This is a genomic window from Mesorhizobium sp. B2-5-4, from assembly GCF_006441095.1.
GTDB lineage: Bacteria > Pseudomonadota > Alphaproteobacteria > Rhizobiales > Rhizobiaceae > Mesorhizobium > Mesorhizobium salmacidum.
In genome coordinates, this window is sequence record NZ_VFUR01000012.1 from 158,198 (window position 1) to 174,829 (window position 16,632).

Below are 16,632 nucleotides of genomic sequence, written 5' to 3' on the forward strand. Positions count from 1 at the left end.
CGGGCTAATGTCCGGATTGGTCTGGGTATTTTCCTTGCACACGGATGCAACCAGCGCGGCCAAGCGCGGCAAATCATTTGCCCATGTGGCGGAAGCCTCCTGGGGCAAGGGCCTCAGCACGTTGCTGCGCATTGTGCGCATGACGCTGCGCCATCCCTGGCAGGTTGCCATCACCCTCATCTCGACCTTTGTCGCAGCGACGCTGCAGCTCTTCATTCCGCGCCTCTTGGGCCGCGCCATCGACCAGGCGCAAGGTGTGATGGCCACGGGTGCCGGCACCGCGGCCGAGCAGGCGCTGTGGAATACCGCGCTGACGCTGCTGGTCGTCAGCATCCTGCGCGGCCTCTTCACCATGGCGCAGAACTACTATGGCGAGGCCGTCGGCCATCAGACCGGTTATGAGCTGCGGCTCGCCTTCTACGAGAAGATCCAGCGGCTGAGCTTTTCCTTCCACGACAAGGTCCATACCGGCGACCTCATCACGCTCGGGCTGCTCGATCTCGACGGCGTGCGCATGTTCTTTTCCACCGGCATCCTGCGCGTGGTGCTGCTTGGCGTGCTGATCGGCGTCGGCGCCTATTTGTTGATCAGCACCGATCTCGTGCTCGGATTGTTGAGCCTCAGCTTCGTGCCATTCGTCGCCTGGCGCTCCTCGGTGACGCAGCTCCGGCTGCGCAGCACCTGGCTGACGCTGCAGGAGCGGCTGTCGGTGCTGAGCCGGGTGATGGACGAGAATCTCGGCGGCATCCGTGTCGTGCGCGCCTTCGCGGCTCAGCGGCATGAGCTGGCAAAGTTCGACCGCGCCAAGCAGGATGCGCTGGAGCTCGCCAATGAGCGCGTCGACATCCGCGTCTCCAACACCAGCGCCATGAACTTTTCGTTCCTGGCCGCCATGGGCCTGGTGCTGTGGTTCGGCGGCCAGAAGGTGATCGCGGGCCAGATCAGCGTCGGCACGCTGGCCCAGTTCCTCACCTTCATGACCATCTTGCAGATGCCGGTGCGCCAGCTCGGCCTGATGGTCAACTCCTTCGCGCGCGCCTCGACCTGCGGGACGCGGCTGTTCGAACTGCTCGATGCGGAGCTCGACATCGAGGACGCGCCCGATGCCAAAGACCTGGTCATCACCGACGGCGTGCTGCGCTTCGACAATGTCGGCTTCCGCTATGAGGGCGCCGGCGAGCGTCCGATGCTTTCCGGCCTTTCCTTCGAAGCCAGGCCCGGCGAGACCGTCGGCATCGTCGGCCCGCCCGGCAGCGGCAAGTCGACGATCGCGCATCTGATCCCGCGTTTCTACGACGTGACCTCAGGCGCGATCACCATTGACGGGCAGGACATCCGCAAAGTCACGCTGCAATCGCTGCGCAAGGCTGTCGGCGTCGTGCAGCAGGACGCGTTCCTGTTCACCACCTCGATCGAGAACAACATCGCCTATGGCAATCCCTGGGCGCGCGAGACCCGCATCGGGCAGGCCGCTGAGTATGCCCAGTTGCACAATTACATTATCGGCCTTCCGGCCGGCTACACCACGGTCGTCGGTGAACGTGGGGCGTCGCTTTCGGGCGGTCAGAGGCAGCGCCTGACCATCGCGCGCAGCTTGATGCTGCGGCCATCGGTGCTGGTCTTCGACGATTCCACGGCCGCCGTCGACGCTGGCACCGAGCAGCGGATCCGGGCGGCGATGAAGCGCTTCGCCAGGGATCGCGTGACGCTCATCATTTCGCATCGGCTGAGTTCGCTGATGCATGCTGACCAGATCCTGTTCGTCGAGGGCGGCCGGATCGTGGAACGCGGCACGCATGAGGAATTGCTGGCGCTCGGCGGACGCTACCGCGCGCTTTACGACCTGCAGCTGCGGCCGGACGAAGATCGGCTCGAGGGAGCCGCCTGATGTCGACGCAGGACGACGACGAGAAGGAAGACACAAGCCGGCGCCCGACCAAGGCGGTCGTCGGCTCGCACCGCGATGAGGAAGAGGTCTTCGGCAAGGCCTACGATCCGCGCAGTGTCAGGCGCATCTGGAGTTTCGTCAGACCATATCAGGGCCGGATCTTCATCTCGGTCGCCGCGGTGCTGGTGTTCACGCTGACGCAACTGGCGATCCCGCTGGTCATCCGCTACGCCATCGATCACGGCATGGCGCCAGGCAAGCTCGACCGATCGGTGATGATCTCCGCGATCGTCGCTTTTGCCGTCATCATCCTCATCAACTACGCCGCCAGCCATGTCCAGGAGAGCGTTGTCGGCAAGGTGGCCGAAAACGTGCTATCCGACCTGCGTCGTGCCATGTTCAGCCACCTGCAGCGGGTCTCTCTCGGCTTCATGGACAGGACCGAGGTCGGCCGGCTGATGTCGCGCCTGCAGGGCGACGTCAATTCGATGCAGGAATTCCTCGAGACATCCGTGATGTCAGTGGGCGACATCGTGCTGTTGTTCGGCATCGTCACCGTCCTGCTGTGGCTCGATTTCCGGCTCGGTCTGCTGACGCTGTCGACCATGCCGATGCTGTTCATCGTGCGCCTGTTCTGGCTGCCGCGCGCCAAGGTCGCCTTCATGGCGGCGCACGAGACCAACTCCATCGCCAACGGCGCGCTTGCGGAAGGCATCCATGGCGTGCGCACCGTGCAGAGCCTGGAGCGCCAGCACGTCAATTTCGACCTCTATGACGAGAAGGTGCTGGCCAACCTCAACGCCCATTTGCGGTCCGCGAAATATGCGCAGGTGATGGTGCCGATCGTCGACACGCTGACCGGCATCGCCATGGCGACCGTGATCGTCGTCGGCGGGTCGATGGTGCTGTCGCACAGTCTCGACATCGGCGTGATGGTGGCGTTCCTGTTCTACATCCAGCGCTTCTTCGACCCGATCCGCTCGCTCACCATGCAATACAGCGTCATGCAGCGCGCCATGGCTTCGGGCCAGCGTATCTCCGAAGTGCTCGACGTGCCGGTGGATGTCAGCGACAAGGAAAATGCGGTGGCGCTGTCGCGCGACATGGACGGCTCGGTCGAGTTCCGGAATGTCATTTTCGGCTACCGGCCGAACCAGCCGGTGCTGATGAACGTCTCCTTCCGCGTCAATTCGGGCGAAACGGTCGCGCTTGTCGGCCCGACCGGATCGGGCAAGTCGAGCTCGATGGCGCTGGTGCACCGCTTCTACGATGTCTGGTCGGGGGAAGTCCTGGTCGGCGGTCATGATGTGCGCGACCTGACGCAGGATTCGCTCGGCGACCAGGTGGCCATGGTCCTGCAGGAGCCGTTCCTGTTCTCCGGCACCGTGCTGGAGAATATCCGTTATCACAAGACCGGTGCCAGCCGTGAAGAGGTGGTGCGCGCCGCCCAGGCCGTCGGCGCGCACGACTTCATCGAGCAATTGCCTGATGGCTACGACACCGAGCTCGAACAGCGCGGCGGCAACCTCTCGCTCGGCCAGCGCCAACTGATCAGCTTCGCGCGGGCGCTGGTGGCCGACGCCAAGATCCTCGTCCTCGACGAGGCCACGGCCAGCATCGATTCCTACACCGAGATGCTGATCCAAAAGGCGCTGATCAAACTGCTGGAGGGCCGCACCGGGCTGGTCATCGCGCATCGCCTGGCCACCATCCGCGGCGCCGACCGCATCATCGTGCTGCAGAACGGCGAGATCGTCGAAAGCGGCAATCATGAGCAGCTGATGAAGAGGAAAGGCCTCTATGCCCGCCTCTACAATATGAACTACGCTTCCTTCGACGACATTTCCGCGGAAGAGATGGGAATGGACGCGGCGGCCGGCAAAGCAACGTAAGCTCGTGCTGGCGGGGTGCGAACGGACGGATTGCTTCCATACCCCTTGCCGAGAGATCCCCTGATGTGGCCGCTGACCCGCACGCCGTCCTCGGGACCGTGAAGGCCCGATTTCGTGAAGGAACGTGTGCGGGGAGGCGCGCGTTCTTTTCCATATGTCTCGAATGAAAAGGAGACATGCTTATGAGAAAGCCAAGCGTATTCCTCTGTTCCATCGTGTTGACGTTGGCCACGAGCGCTGTCCCGTTTGCCACTGTCGCCGATGCCGCAGTCACCAGGCATCACTATGTCCGCGTCACCACCGCCCATAATGGCCACACGCACGCCGCGAGCCGCGGACACAGACATCGTTACGTTTGGGTTGATGCCGGTTGGACCGGCGAGAATTCGACCGACAACAGCAACTGGATGGACAGCTATTACAATGGTTACGGCAGTTACCGTGGGTATGCCGGCGACTTTTGCGGCACCATCGCATGGACGCTCGACATATGCAGTCCCCACGGCCCCTGATTCCTGACCGTCGGTGGCCAACGAAGTTTGCTGGTATTACGCCATTTCGGGACGTCTTGACGCCTCGCGGATCGCCTTGTGAACGCCGCGCTGCAAATCCATGAAGGCCGGAGTTTCCATCACCTCTTCCCGGCGCGGGCGCTCGATGTCGACGTTGAAGGTCTGCATGATGCGTCCGGGGCCGATCCCCATGACGACGATGCGATCCGAGAGGTAGACGGCCTCCTCGACGTCATGCGTGACGAACAGCACTGTGAGCCGATGCTCTTCCCAGATCTGGGTCAGCAGTTCCTGCATCTGATGCCGCGTCAAGGCATCGAGCGCACCGAAGGGCTCATCCATCAGCAGCATCTTGGGGCGATAGGAGAGCGCGCGCGCGATGGCGACGCGCTGCTTCATGCCGCCCGACAGTTCGGACGGGAAACGATCAGCGCTTTGCGACAGCTTGACGAGGTCGAGATGCTCGAGCGCGATCTCGCGGCACGAGGATCGGTCATAGCCGGCCGCCTTCAGGGCAAACTCGATGTTCTGCCGCGCCGTCAGCCAGGGAAGCAGCGTGTAGGACTGGAACACGACACCACGGTCGAGACCCGGTTGCAAGATCGGTGCGCCATCGATGCTGAGGTCGCCGGCGTCAAAATCCTGCAGTCCGGCGACGATCGACAGCAACGTGCTCTTGCCGCAGCCCGATGTGCCGACGAGGGAGACGAACTCATTGTCGGCAAGGTCGAGATTGATGTCCCGCAGCACTTGCGTACGCCGTTCGCCGGTGCCGAAGCTCTTGTCGAGACCGGCGATGCGCAATTTGGGAACTGTCATCGGCGGTTCCTCATTGCGGGTGGCCCTCCTGCCGGAACAGTACCTTCTCCAAGGCCTTCATGACCTGGTCGGTAATGAGGCCGAGCACGCCCAGCAGCAGGATGTAGCCGATGATGGTGTTTGTCTGGAAATAGCGCTGCGACACGGTGATGCGATAGCCCAGGCCGGATGTCGCCGCGACGAGTTCGGCCAGCACCAGCCAGGTCCATGCCCAGCCGAGGCTGATGCGCAGCGTGTCCCAGATGCCCGGCAAGGCACTGGGCACGACGATGCGCGTCAGGATCTTGCGGTCCGGCAGACCGAGCGTGCGGCCAAGGCCGATGAAGTCGGTAGGAACCCGTTTCACATTGTCCATGACCATCAGCACTTGCTGGAAGAAGGTGCCGATGAAGATAATCAGGAATTTCTGGGTGTCTCCGGTACCGGCCCACAGGATGGAGAGCGGCACGAAGCGACAACCGGCATATAGCGGATGAAATCCACCAGCGGCTCGATGGCCGCCTCCCAGGAGCGGAAACTGCCGATCAGCACGCCGATCGGTATGGACAATGCCGAGGCGAGAAGAAAGCCGATGGAAATGCGGTACATCGAGGCCCTGAGGTCCAGCCACAAGGTACCGTCGGCCGCGAGCTTGGTGATCTGGGTCGCGACGCTGCCTGGCGACGGCAGGAAGATGGGTTTCACCCATTCCAGCCCGGTCGCCGCCCACCAGGCGAGACCAAGGCCGACAAAGACAGCCACCGCTATCGCCAGGAAACGCGACCTGGCGATGGGCACGCCGATCCCGGAGGATCGGCGACGCCTCGCCGGTTTTGCGGCGGGCGCCGGCGTCGGGCGGGCCAAACCGGTTTTCGCGGGAGGCTCCCCGGACATCTGCGTTACCACCGCGATCCGGATCTCGTCATTGCGCCGCCTTGACGAAGGACGGGTCGATCATCTGCTCCGGCGTCACGTCGGCCTGAAGTAGCTTGGCGTTCTTGGCGGCCGCTTCGACGTCGGCGAATGTCTTGGTGGTAAAATCGCCGGTGAGCGCCGTCTTGTTTTCGGCCAGGGAATAGTAGCGCACCCCGTCGAAGGCGGTGTTGAGGTCCTTGACGTCGGAACCGACAGCCTTGGCGATGATGGCGCGGCCGCCCGGGGTGTCGGCCTTGTAGTCCTTGAGCGCGGCGTCCCAGCTCTTGATCATGGCCAGCACCTGGCCGGGCCGAGATTTGATCACCTCGTCGCGCACCACCAGGACGTCGCTGATCAGGCCGGGATCCTCGCCGGCGGTGAACAGCAGCTTGACATCCTTGTTTTGCGCCATGGCGACAGTGAGGTACGGCTCGTAGGTGACCGCGACCGGCACCTGGCCCGCGATCAAGGCGCTGCCGGCGTCGGCGGCAGGCATTGGAACCGGCTGGATATCGGCTACCGACATGCCGTTCCTGGCGAGCGCGTATTTGAGCAGGATGTCGCTCGTCGTGCCTTCCTCGAAAGCGACCTGCTTGCCCTTGATATCGGCGATGGAGGTGATGTCCTTGCCGGCGACGATGGCGTCGGCCGTCATGGAGACATCGAGCAGCAGCACGATCTTTACCGGCAGGCCGGCCGCAACCATGCCCATCGCCGTGTGGGTGGCGATGTTGGCGGCGTCGAGCTGGCCGCTTGCGAGTGCCGCGTTGATATCCTTGTCCTCGGCGAAATTGACGATCTGGACGTCCGACAGGCCGTTCGTCTTGAACAGGCCCTTGGCCTCGGCGACGTGCCACTGGCCATATCCAAGCCAGGGCTCGATGCCGATCTTGAACGATCCGGCCTCGGGCGTCGTGGGAATGGCCGCATCGGCCGCATGGGCGGCCGGGGCGGCGGTGAGCCCGACGGCAACGGCCATTACCAATGCGCGAAATTGTCCTGCTAGGTTGAGCATCATCTTTCGTTCCCCTTGATGATCAGACCGCTTTTACCCAGGCATCCGGTCTGGTGAGACTGCGGGGTTCTGCTCTTGCGGCACTGTGCCTCGGCGTCTTGCCCGCCACTTCATGGTTGAAGTGCCGACATATCTCAGCGTCAGCGGCAGCGGATGTCAAGGCGGAAATACATACATGCATATACAAGTTGATGGAGTCCAATCTTACGTTTGAACCGGCGAATCTCCCGCCCGAGTGCTCACGCTTTTTCAGGATCGATCGGATCGAGAAAACCGGTCATCCGGTCGGTTCCGCCATCGGGCGCGCCGCCGACCATTCCTTGCTGTTGGAACTCGAGCGTCGCGGCATGCTGCCGGTGGATTGGCGAGCAATGCTGCGATCAGGACTTTTCCTGTCGCCGTGAAATCTCGGCTTGCATTGGCTCGTTGGCTTCAGCTTGCCCTGGAAGGCGAGTAGCGGCTGCCGAGCGAGTAGCGGCTGCCGGCATAGGTCAGCTTGCTGATCGTGGCCACGACCGCCCCCGTCCACGTCCGGCGATGCAGGAGAAGGCAGCAACTGCCGACATCGATACCGAGATGCTGCGCCGTCTCCTTGTCGGCCGGGATGGCGGAGATGATATGCTCGACCTCGGTCACCGGGGTCTTCTGCATGAGGTAGTCGTAGGTCGCCGTCCTGGTGAAGTCCTGCTTGTCGTAGTCGGGGATCAGGTTCGGATTGACGAAACGCTCCTCCAGTTGCACCGGCAGGTCGTTCTCGAAATTGACGACGACGGAGTGATAGACCGAAGTGCGCTTCGCAAACTCGAACGACAGCGCGAGTTCCTTCGTGGGCACGATGGTTTCGAGGACGAGAACTTCGGAGCGATGCCTGTTGCCGCGCTCGACGATCTCGGCGGCGATGTTGTTGATCTCGATCAGCGTCGATTGTGGCCGGGGTGGCGCGATGAACGTGCCGACACCTTGCAGCCGGATCAGGAATCCTGCGGCGGTCAGTTCCCGCAGGGCCCGGTGAACCGTCATCCGCGACACACCCAGCGAAACCACCAGCTCGTTCTCGGACGGCAGCTTGCGATCCTTGCCCCATTTGCCCGTTCCGATGTTGGTCAGGATGTAATCCTTCACCTTCTCGTAAAGGGGGCTCGCCGTGTCGGGCAAATCGATCATCTCAAAAATCCTTTCCGGCAGGTTGCCGCACGCGGATGATTGTCTTCAAGCCATCGCTCTTCCCGGCCAGCAGCCGCTCATAGGCGGCTGGAATCTCGTCCAGGCCGATCTCACGGTCGATCAGGGCCAGCAGCGGTTCACTTAGTTCGCCCAGCATCCGCACGGCCTCTGGCAATTCGTCGGCGAAGGCATTGCATCCGAGCAATGCGATCTCGCGCTCGACCAGAACATTGGGGTCGATGTCGAGCCGGCCATGGAAGATGCCGACCATCGCCACCGCGCCGCCGGGATCGAGAACGCCGAGCAACTGGTTGAATGCGGCGATGCTGCCCGTCGCCTCGACGGCCGCCAGCAGCGGGGCATTGGCGGTCGCGGCTGCAATGGCATCGCGGTCGAGATCGACGATGGTGGCGCCGGTCACCCGCGCCACCCGGGCGCAGCGGTCCCGGTTGCGGTCAGCGACAAGCACCGTGCCGGCGGAGGTTCGGGAGAGCAGCAGCGCGGCGAGACCACCGATCGGACCGCAACCGACGACAAGCACCGAGCCCGCCGTTCTCGGCAACCGCCGCACCGCGTGCAGCGCGACCGCGAGCGGCTCGGCCATGGCACCGACCCGCTCGTCGAGACCGGCGTCGATGACATGCAGCAGACGTGCGGGCAGCACCGCCTGTTCGGCAAAGCCGCCATCGCAGATTTCGCCGACGAAGCCCAGCGAAGTGCAGAGATGCCGCTTGCCGGCGCGGCATTGCGTGCAATCTCCGCACCAGAAGCGGGAATCCGCGACCACCCTATGGCCGACGGCGACGGTATCGACGCCCTCGCCCAGCGCGATCACCGTGCCGGTCAGCTCATGGCCAGCTGTCGAAGGCGACCGGCTTATCCATTGGCCGGTGCGGAAATTGTGCAGATCCGAACCGCAGATGCCTGCGGCATCGACCCTGAGCTTCACCCAGCCGGCATCCGGAATGCCTGGCGCGGCGATATCCTCGACGCGCAGATCGCCCGGTCCATAAAGTCGTGCCGCCTTCATCGTGATCGTCTCCGCTCAGCCGGCGAGATAGCGGTCGCGGATTTCCGAAACCGCGTTTTCGTGCGAACTGAAGCCCTCGTAGCGGGCGAGCCTGCGGGCATGCAGCGCCAGTTCCGGATAGGCGGCCGAGGTGACATAGCCGACCGACGAACGCTTGACGAAATCCGTTACCGAGAGCGGCCCATAGGTCCGCGCCCAGCGGCTGGTCGGCAACACGGCATTCGGCCCGAGGACAAAATTGGCGAGGGTGACCGGCGTGTGCGGACCCATCAGGATTTCGGCCGCTTCGGTGATGTGGCCGAGATGCGCGAACGGCTCCTTCGAGAGTATCTCGAGATGTTCGGGCGCATAGTCGTTGATGAAGCGGTAGGAGTCTTCCAACGACGCGGTCAGCACGATGCCGCCGCGCTCTCCCGTCAGCACCGCGCGCGAGAATTCCACACGCTGCTCGGTCATGCGCGACCAGTGGTCGGGAAGTGCAGCAAGTGCTGCTTCGGCAACCTTGCGGCTGTGCGTCACCAGATAGGCCGAGGAATCCGGCCCGTGCTCGGCCTCGATCAGCAGATCGAGCGCGGCAAGGCCTCCGTCGACGCTGTCGTCGGCAAAGATAATGGCTTCCGACGGCCCGGCCGGCAGACCCGTGTTGATGATCGAGGACAGCACGCTCTTGGCCGCCACCACCCAAGGGCTGCCGGGGCCGACGATCTTGAGCGCCGGCTTCACCGTCTCGGTGCCGTAGGCGACCGCGGCGACGGCTTGCGCGCCGCCGCGTTTGTACACGGTCTCGACGCCGGCGAGGCGAGCGGCGACCAGCGTGGCCGCGTCCACAGAGCCATCCGAGGTTGGCGGCGTCACGATGGCGATCTGTGGCACGCCGGCAATGACAGCCGGAACCGACGTCATCATCGTCACCGACGGAAAGGCGCCTTTGCCGCGCGGCACGTAGAGCGCGACCGATGCGATCGGTGTATACCGGTCGCCGGCATAGGCGCCCGGCCGGACCTCCTTGAGCCACATGGTCTCCGGCTTCTGCTCTTCATGAAAATGCCGGATGTTTTCGATGCCGAACCTGATGCTCTCCACGACATCCTTCTCGACCTTGTCGAAGGCGGCATCGAATTCCGCTTCCGACACTTTCAGTCCGCCTTCGGCCACATTGGCCTTGTCGAAATCCCTGGCGAAGCGGATCAGGGCGGCGTCACCCTCGTCCCTGACCACCTGGATGATCGGACGGACCTTTTCGACGAAGACCGACAGATCGCTCTCGGCGCGTTTCAGCAGACCGGCCCGCCGGGTGGCATCGAGGGATGACAGATCATGGAAGTTGATGTCGGACATGGTATTCCCTCCTGTTGGAACGCAATGTGCCGGCCGGTCACATTGCGGAAGACTCTGTTTTCAAACCTGGGCGAGCCGCCTCAGATCGATGCGAGGAAACCGCCATCCACCGGAATGGACTGGCCGGTTATGTAGGCTGCGGCATCCGAGGCAAGGAACACGGCGATGCCGTGCAGATCGCGCAGATCGCCGAAACGATGCTGCGGAATCTTGGCGAGCATGGATTGCTGCCACGCCTCGTTGCCGTAGAACACTTCCGTCATCGCCGTCCTGAAATAGCCCGGGGCGATGGCGTTGACCCTGATGCCAAGTTCCGCCCATTCCACTGCCAGCGCCCGTGTCATGCCGAGCAGGCCCGATTTCGACGAACCGTATGGCACCGCCGTTGGAATGCCGACTTCTGAAGTCAGCGAGCAGAGGTTGATGATAGCGCCGGGCCGCCCGGCGTCCCGCATCTGCCGCGCTGCCGCCTGGGCGCAGAAGAACGCCCCTTTGAGATTGGTATCGATGATCCGGTCCCAGAGGGGCTCGTCGACGTCGAGCGAGGGCCGGACCTCTTCCACCCCGGCATTGTTGACGAGAATGTCGAGGCCGCCAAGCAGGCGGGCTGCCTCGGCGGTGGCCGCACGGCACCGGCCGACATCGGTCACGTCAAGGGCAATGGCATGCGTGACCCCGCCGGCGGCGCGGATGGCCGCCACCGTCTCACCGAGCGAGTCCCGGTTACGCGCTGTGACTGCGACGTCGGCGCCGGCGGCGCTCAGCGCCTCGGCGATGCTGCGGCCAATGCCGCGGCTGGCGCCGGTGACAAGCGCCTTCCTGCCCGAAAGGTCGAAAAGAGAAGCGTTGCGCATTGATCCTCCTTGGCCGCTCCGGTTGCGTGGCAGAGAGACTATCAGATCGACTTGCATATACAAGCATGTACAAACAGCCTCGAGTGAGATTGAGGGTGACGTTATCCGCCGCACGCGCGATCACAAAGTTAGCTCGTTCATACGAGATGCCACGGGCGGCGATTGTTCGAGGTTTGTCCAAGACGATAATCGGCCGGCGATGGGGGAGACCAACATGTCCAAAGCTGAGATTCCGAAAGCCCTGCAGAATTACCTGGCGTACCCGACAAAAAAGTCTGGGTCTGCCGCGCGTGCCGGATATCGGGCAGTTGAAAGCCGGTTGCCCGTCAAGCCCGCCGCCCTATCGTGAGAGCCCGTCATATGCTGGAAAGCAGCCCGCCCAGGAGCCTCTATCGCGAAACGGCTGGCGGCGCCGGCAATTACCCCGCCCTTGCCGGTCCGCAGCAGGCAAGTGTCGCCATCGTTGGCGGTGGCTTCACGGGCCTTTCCACCGCCTTGCATCTGGCGGAAGCCGGCGAAGACGTCTGCGTGATCGAGACCCATCAGCCGGGATGGGGAGCGTCGGGCAGAAATGGCGGCCAGGTCAATCCCGGCCTCAAATACGATCCGGACACCATCGAGGCGATGTTCGGCCCGGAGCTTGGGCCGCGGATGATCGAGTTCTCCTACGGCGCGCCGGATTTCACCTTCGGTCTCATCAGGCGCCTGTCGATCGATTGCGAGGCCCGGCAGAACGGCACCATACGCGCGGCGATCCGGCCGAAGCCGGCAGCCTCCGTGCGGGCCGCGGCAACGCAATGCGAGCGGCGGGGAATGCCGGTTGAAATGCTCGACGCAAGGGCGATGGCGGCGCGTATCGGCACGGACAGGTATATATACGGCATGTTCGATGCCCGCGGCGGCGACCTCCATCCCTTGAAATACGCGCTTGGCCTGGCAGTCGCCGCGCAGAAGGCCGGCGCGCGGATCTTCGGCGGCAGCGAGGTGCTCTCGCTGAGCAGGCAGGCCGGACGCTGGGTCCTCGAGACGGCAGGCGGTTCCGTCAGCGCCGAGAACGTCCTGATCGCGACCAACGGCTATACCGGAAACCTGTGGCCGGGCCTGGAGCAGTCGCTCGTCCCGGTGTTCAGCGCCATCGCGGCGACCGAGCCGCTTGCGCCGGCAGCCGCGGCGGCAATTCTCCCGGAAAGGCCCGTCGTCTACGAAGCCGGCAACATCACCGTGTACTATCGCATCGACGCCCAGAACCGGCTTCTCATGGGCGGCCGGGGCCCGATGAGCCCGATCGGCGATGCTTCCGCCATCCGCTACCTCACCCACCATGCGCTACGGCTCTGGCCGTCGCTTGCTGGAGCCGGGTGGACACATGGCTGGAACGGCCGGGTCGCGATCACCAAGGACCATCTCCTGCACGTTCACGAGCCGAAAGACGGCGTGCTGATCTGCCTTGGCTACAATGGCCGCGGTGTTGCCATGGCCTCGGCGATGGGCGCTGCCCTGGCGCGGCGCCTACGGGGCGACGAGACATCGCCGTTTCCGATGCCGATATCGCCGCTCAAGCCAATCCGGTTCCATCGCTTCTGGCCGCTTGGCGTCAAGGCGGCGATCCTTTCTGGCCGGATGAAGGACCGGTTCGGGCTTTGATGAGAAGAGCCCGCGGCTATGCTCCGGCTCCAGCGCCGGACAATCTTCCGGCGTGCCATCTCAGATGATCGTCCATGAATGTCGAAATGAAGAAAAACGAGTGATCGTAGCCGTCCTGCATGCGCAGCGTCAGCGCAATGCCAGCCTTGGCGCATGCCGCTTCCAAAAGCCAGGGCCTCAGCCCATCATCGAGAAATCCGTCCGATGTCCCTTGGTCGACGAAAAGCTCCGGGAAGCGGTGGCCATCCTCGATGAGCAAGGTGGCATCGTAGCCCCGCCATGATTTCTCGTCCGCACCGAGATATTTTTCGAAGGCCGGCTTCGACCAGCCGGCGGTGCTGGGTTGCACGATTGGCGCGAAGGCCGAGCAGCTCTTGAAGCGTTCAGGATTCTTCAGCGCGATGGTCAATGCGCCATGTCCACCCATCGAGTGGCCGAAGATCGCCTGACGCGTCATGTCGGCCGGAAACTCCCGCGCGATCAGCGCTGGTAATTCCTCGGTGACATAGGAATACATGCGATAATTACTGGCATAGGGTTCTTGCGTGGCATCGACGTAGAATCCGGCGCCGCTGCCGAACTGCCAATTGTCCTTCTCGTCGGGAATGCCGGCGCCGCGGGGGCTGGTATCGGGACAGATTACGATCAGGCCAAGCTCGGCCGCCATGCGCCTGTACTCCCCCTTGTCCATGACATTGGCGTGGGTGCAGGTGAGACCGGATAGGTACCATATGACGGGGCAAGGTCTTTCACGGGCCTGTGGCGGCACGAAGACGGCAAAGGTCATGTCGCAGGCGCAGACATCCGAAGCGTGAGAATAGACGCCCTGGACGCCGCCATGCGACTTGGCAGCGGAGATGATTTTCATCCGATCCGACATGTGTTTCTTCTCCGCCAATGTGATTCACCGCCGCTTGTCTACGGCATCGGCCGGGACTACGGCAACCTCAACGGATTGGGCTTTGGATATCGGGCCAGGTCCGATCGGGCGTCGGCCATCGCCATCGAAATCGGCAGCCCGCATCATCTTGGCAACGCCGCTGACGGTCAGGTGGCACAGGCAGCGTGCTGGATGTCGCCCTACCGCGCGCTAAGCGCGTTCAGGGGCCGCTTCAGCGCGCTCATGGGTCGGAGTGGGAGATATTCCGCAGCACGCTACTCGGCGGCGATCCTGGCGCGTTGCCGGCCGAAAAGCGCCGGGCCGACATCGTCCACCGCGAGACAGATACGGGCCTGGATCGCTTCGGATGCCAGCACGCGTCGACGAAATCCTTCTCCGAGGCGAAGACGGCCGTCGGCAGCGCAAAGGCCTCGAAGAAGCCGAACAGCGACCGCAGTTGATGCTCGACGATCAGCGCATGGCGGTCGCCGCCGCCGGTCGCCGCCAGCAGCACCGGCTTGCCCCTGAGGGCCGCCGGGTCGACGAGATCGAAGAAATGCTTGAACAGACCGGTATAGCTGCCCTTGTAGGTGGGCGAGCCGACCACCAGAACATCGGCGGCCAGGATCCGCTCGAGAATGGCGCGAGCCTGTACATCCAGGTCGCGCGTCCCTTTGGCATTGCCAAGGCTGGGACCGAGATCAACGATATCATGGGTGCTGTAAGGCCGTATCGCCCGGCGATCTCCGTCACGATATGGTCCACGAAGCCGCGGGTCTTGGAGGGCCGCGTGAAATTGCCGGAGAAGCCGACAATGGCCGGGTTGGTCATGATGGATGCCCTGTGATCTTTTCGACCCAGCTGGCCGGGATGTCCCTAGTTTTTATAGACATTACTTCCGAACAAAAGGAATTGACGGTCGCCGTGGAGCGAAATCGGAAAGACACTTTTCTTCCGGAGCGCCATCCTTGAAAAAGGAGCATGGCTTGGCGAGCGTGCGGGCTGCAGCCGTCGCACGCGAGGGCCGATGCGACCGCTGGAAAAGGGACGATCATCACCGTTTGTTCGGAACCTGATCGGCCCGCGGCTGTTTTCCGTTCAGGCAAACACGGAGGCGGCCATGGCACGCGAGAGAACCGAATACGAAACCGGCGCACGGAAATATCCGGCGAGGACCGGCTCGGATCCGAGCGATGATTTCTCGCCCGATGCAGCGGGCAACAAGCCGCCGGCAGGCGGAATGGGGCTCACGCGACCAGCAGATCAGACAAAGGAAGAAACACATCAGTCCGGAGGCCAGCCCGGCAAGGCGACACCCAGCCCGGCAACAGAAAAGACATCCGGCGCGGGCCCGACGATCTCCGAACACTCGAAGGACGCGAAGTCTCCAAGATCGGGCCGCCAACCCGGCGCCTATTTCAAGGACTGACGCGGACGACAAGCTTTGGCATCGCGCAAACCTTTCGGTCCGCCGCGCGTTGAACTTTCTTCAGCCAAGGAGACAACCATGGAGACGAAATCCCAGACCGCCGGTGAAGCCGCCAAGCAACGCCATATCCAGCGCGGCATCGGCGCCAAGGACAAATCGAAGCGCAACGGCAAGGCTGAACACGCCATGCAGGCAGGCGCGCGCACCTATCCCGAGCCGCCCTTCCCCAAGCAACATCAGGCGAAACCCGGGTATGAAGCGGCGATCGAACCTGCCCCGCTCTACGATGCACCCTATTATCTCGGATCAAGGAAACTCGAGGAGAAGGTGGCTCTCATCACAGGCGGCGATTCCGGCATCGGTCGCGCGGTGGCGGTATTGTTCGCCCGCGAAGGCGCCGATATCGCGATCGTCTACCTGGCCGAGGACAGGGACGCCGAAGAGACAAAATCCGCCGTCGAAAAAGAAGGTCGACGCTGCATCCTCATAAAGGCCGACGTCAGCGAACGGCAGGATTGCCAAAACGCCGTGGCGGCCACGATCGAAACATTCGGCCGCATCGACGTGCTGGTCAACAACGCCGCCTTCCAGATCCATTCCAGCGACTTCGGCGACCTGACCGAAGAACATTTCGACACGACGCTCAAGACCAATCTCTACGGCTACTTCCATATGGCACAGGAAGCGGTGCCGCACATGAAGCCGGGCTCGGCGATCGTCAACACCGGCTCGGTTACCGGCATAGACGGCTCCAAGCAACTGGTCGACTATTCGATGACCAAGGGCGGCATCCACGCCTTCACGCGCGCTCTTTCGGGCAACCTCATCGCCAAGGGCATCAGGGTGAACGCGGTCGCGCCTGGCCCGGTGTGGACGCCGCTCAATCCGTCCGACAAGGAAGCCGACGACGTCTCGAAATTCGGCGCGGACACGCCGATGAAACGGCCGGCACAGCCGGAGGAAGTGGCTCCGGCCTATGTGTTCCTCGCCTCCCCGCACTGCTCGAGTTACATCACCGGCGAGATCCTGCCGATCGTCGGCGGCTACTGAGGTCATCGCAATGTATTTCATTGCCTTGGCGACCGACTATGACGGGACGCTCGCACATGACGGAGTTGTCTCCAAGAAAACCCTCGCCGCACTGGAGCGGTTCAAGAAAAGTGGCCGCAAACTGCTTCTGGTCACCGGACGCGAGCTGCCCGACCTCAAGCGCGTGTTTCCCGACATCGGCATGTTCGACAAGGTCGTCGCCGAGAACGGCGCCCTGATCTAC

Annotated in this window: 15 protein-coding genes and 1 pseudogene; 7 read left to right on the forward strand and 9 right to left on the reverse strand. The window is 63.2% G+C overall.

Annotated features, from left to right (window positions below):
• The first annotated feature begins 34 nt into the window (after positions 1-34).
• The 3 genes from FJ492_RS17260 to FJ492_RS17270 all read left to right on the forward strand — a co-directional run bounded on the left by FJ492_RS17260 (position 35) and on the right by FJ492_RS17270 (position 4,292).
• Positions 35-1,888: an ABC transporter ATP-binding protein gene (locus FJ492_RS17260; protein WP_140771115.1), complete on the forward strand. Its 1,854-nt coding sequence runs from the start codon at positions 35-37 to the stop codon at positions 1,886-1,888.
• Positions 1,888-3,780 carry an ABC transporter ATP-binding protein gene (locus FJ492_RS17265; protein WP_140771118.1) on the forward strand — a complete coding sequence of 631 codons (1,893 nt, stop codon included), beginning with the start codon at positions 1,888-1,890 and terminating at the stop codon, positions 3,778-3,780. The genes FJ492_RS17260 and FJ492_RS17265 overlap by 1 nt, the downstream gene beginning before the upstream one ends.
• Before the next feature lie 182 nt (positions 3,781-3,962).
• Entirely contained in the window at positions 3,963-4,292 is a 330-nt protein-coding gene (locus FJ492_RS17270) for a hypothetical protein (protein ID WP_140771120.1), read from the forward strand.
• A 36-nt stretch (positions 4,293-4,328) separates the two neighbouring features.
• Here FJ492_RS17270 and FJ492_RS17275 read toward each other — a convergent pair whose 3' ends face one another.
• The 7 genes and pseudogenes from FJ492_RS17275 to FJ492_RS17310 form a co-directional block, all read right to left on the reverse strand.
• Positions 4,329-5,111 carry an ABC transporter ATP-binding protein gene (locus FJ492_RS17275; protein ID WP_140745985.1) on the reverse strand — a complete coding sequence of 261 codons (783 nt, stop codon included), beginning with the start codon at positions 5,109-5,111 and terminating at the stop codon, positions 4,329-4,331.
• A 10-nt stretch (positions 5,112-5,121) separates the two neighbouring features.
• Positions 5,122-5,984, reverse strand: a pseudogene (locus FJ492_RS17280) (ABC transporter permease).
• A 28-nt stretch (positions 5,985-6,012) separates the two neighbouring features.
• Positions 6,013-7,020 carry an ABC transporter substrate-binding protein gene (locus FJ492_RS17285; RefSeq protein WP_140771145.1) on the reverse strand — a complete coding sequence of 336 codons (1,008 nt, stop codon included), beginning with the start codon at positions 7,018-7,020 and terminating at the stop codon, positions 6,013-6,015.
• Positions 7,021-7,452: 432 nt separating this feature from the next.
• Positions 7,453-8,184, reverse strand: coding sequence for a histidine utilization repressor (gene hutC, locus FJ492_RS17295; protein ID WP_140505789.1), 732 nt, complete (start codon positions 8,182-8,184; stop codon positions 7,453-7,455).
• A 1-nt stretch (position 8,185) separates the two neighbouring features.
• On the reverse strand, positions 8,186-9,214 hold the full coding sequence (locus FJ492_RS17300) for an alcohol dehydrogenase catalytic domain-containing protein (protein WP_140771125.1): 1,029 nt from the start codon (positions 9,212-9,214) through the stop codon (positions 8,186-8,188).
• A gap of 15 nt (positions 9,215-9,229) precedes the next feature.
• Positions 9,230-10,552: a histidinol dehydrogenase gene (gene hisD / locus FJ492_RS17305; protein ID WP_140771127.1), complete on the reverse strand. Its 1,323-nt coding sequence runs from the start codon at positions 10,550-10,552 to the stop codon at positions 9,230-9,232.
• An 80-nt stretch (positions 10,553-10,632) separates the two neighbouring features.
• Positions 10,633-11,406 (reverse strand): glucose 1-dehydrogenase, encoded by a 774-nt coding sequence (locus FJ492_RS17310; RefSeq protein ID WP_140771129.1) that lies wholly within the window; start codon positions 11,404-11,406, stop codon positions 10,633-10,635.
• A 360-nt stretch (positions 11,407-11,766) separates the two neighbouring features.
• On the opposite strand from FJ492_RS17310, the gene FJ492_RS17315 reads away from it, so the two are divergent.
• Positions 11,767-13,050: an FAD-binding oxidoreductase gene (locus tag FJ492_RS17315; protein WP_140771131.1), complete on the forward strand. Its 1,284-nt coding sequence runs from the start codon at positions 11,767-11,769 to the stop codon at positions 13,048-13,050.
• Positions 13,051-13,066: 16 nt separating this feature from the next.
• Here the strand turns inward: FJ492_RS17315 and fghA are convergent, their stop codons facing one another.
• Both fghA and FJ492_RS17325 read right to left on the reverse strand, forming a co-directional pair.
• Positions 13,067-13,930: an S-formylglutathione hydrolase gene (gene fghA, locus FJ492_RS17320; RefSeq protein WP_181165850.1), complete on the reverse strand. Its 864-nt coding sequence runs from the start codon at positions 13,928-13,930 to the stop codon at positions 13,067-13,069.
• Positions 13,931-14,171: 241 nt separating this feature from the next.
• A complete protein-coding gene (locus FJ492_RS17325; RefSeq protein ID WP_281408170.1) occupies positions 14,172-14,768 on the reverse strand; it encodes an NAD(P)H-dependent oxidoreductase in 597 nt (198 codons plus the stop codon).
• A gap of 189 nt (positions 14,769-14,957) precedes the next feature.
• On the opposite strand from FJ492_RS17325, the gene FJ492_RS17330 reads away from it, so the two are divergent.
• From FJ492_RS17330 to FJ492_RS17340, 3 genes are all read left to right on the forward strand, one after another.
• On the forward strand, positions 14,958-15,359 hold the full coding sequence (locus FJ492_RS17330; RefSeq protein WP_246676045.1) for a hypothetical protein: 402 nt from the start codon (positions 14,958-14,960) through the stop codon (positions 15,357-15,359).
• 78 nt (positions 15,360-15,437) lie between these two features.
• The gene (locus FJ492_RS17335; RefSeq protein WP_140714897.1) at positions 15,438-16,409 is read left to right on the forward strand and encodes an SDR family oxidoreductase; all 972 of its coding nucleotides are present in this window, start codon (positions 15,438-15,440) and stop codon (positions 16,407-16,409) included.
• A gap of 10 nt (positions 16,410-16,419) precedes the next feature.
• Positions 16,420-16,632: HAD-IIB family hydrolase (locus FJ492_RS17340; RefSeq protein WP_140771133.1), on the forward strand; the 213-nt coding region annotated here is incomplete at its 3' end.

What these genes read in the sequence shown, in the direction of transcription:
- FJ492_RS17335 (WP_140714897.1), top strand. Translation starts at nt 15,438, where the DNA reads ATGGAGACGAAATCCCAGACCGCCGGTGAAGCCGCCAAGCAACGCCAT.
- FJ492_RS17265 (WP_140771118.1), top strand. Translation starts at nt 1,888, where the DNA reads ATGTCGACGCAGGACGACGACGAGAAGGAAGACACAAGCCGGCGCCCG.
- fghA (WP_181165850.1), bottom strand. Translation starts at nt 13,930, where the DNA reads ATGTCGGATCGGATGAAAATCATCTCCGCTGCCAAGTCGCATGGCGGC.
- FJ492_RS17275 (WP_140745985.1), bottom strand. Translation starts at nt 5,111, where the DNA reads ATGACAGTTCCCAAATTGCGCATCGCCGGTCTCGACAAGAGCTTCGGC.
- FJ492_RS17300 (WP_140771125.1), bottom strand. Translation starts at nt 9,214, where the DNA reads ATGAAGGCGGCACGACTTTATGGACCGGGCGATCTGCGCGTCGAGGAT.
- hisD (WP_140771127.1), bottom strand. Translation starts at nt 10,552, where the DNA reads ATGTCCGACATCAACTTCCATGATCTGTCATCCCTCGATGCCACCCGG.
- FJ492_RS17310 (WP_140771129.1), bottom strand. Translation starts at nt 11,406, where the DNA reads ATGCGCAACGCTTCTCTTTTCGACCTTTCGGGCAGGAAGGCGCTTGTC.
- FJ492_RS17270 (WP_140771120.1), top strand. Translation starts at nt 3,963, where the DNA reads ATGAGAAAGCCAAGCGTATTCCTCTGTTCCATCGTGTTGACGTTGGCC.
- FJ492_RS17330 (WP_246676045.1), top strand. Translation starts at nt 14,958, where the DNA reads ATGCGACCGCTGGAAAAGGGACGATCATCACCGTTTGTTCGGAACCTG.
- FJ492_RS17315 (WP_140771131.1), top strand. Translation starts at nt 11,767, where the DNA reads ATGCTGGAAAGCAGCCCGCCCAGGAGCCTCTATCGCGAAACGGCTGGC.
- hutC (WP_140505789.1), bottom strand. Translation starts at nt 8,184, where the DNA reads ATGATCGATTTGCCCGACACGGCGAGCCCCCTTTACGAGAAGGTGAAG.
- FJ492_RS17285 (WP_140771145.1), bottom strand. Translation starts at nt 7,020, where the DNA reads ATGCTCAACCTAGCAGGACAATTTCGCGCATTGGTAATGGCCGTTGCC.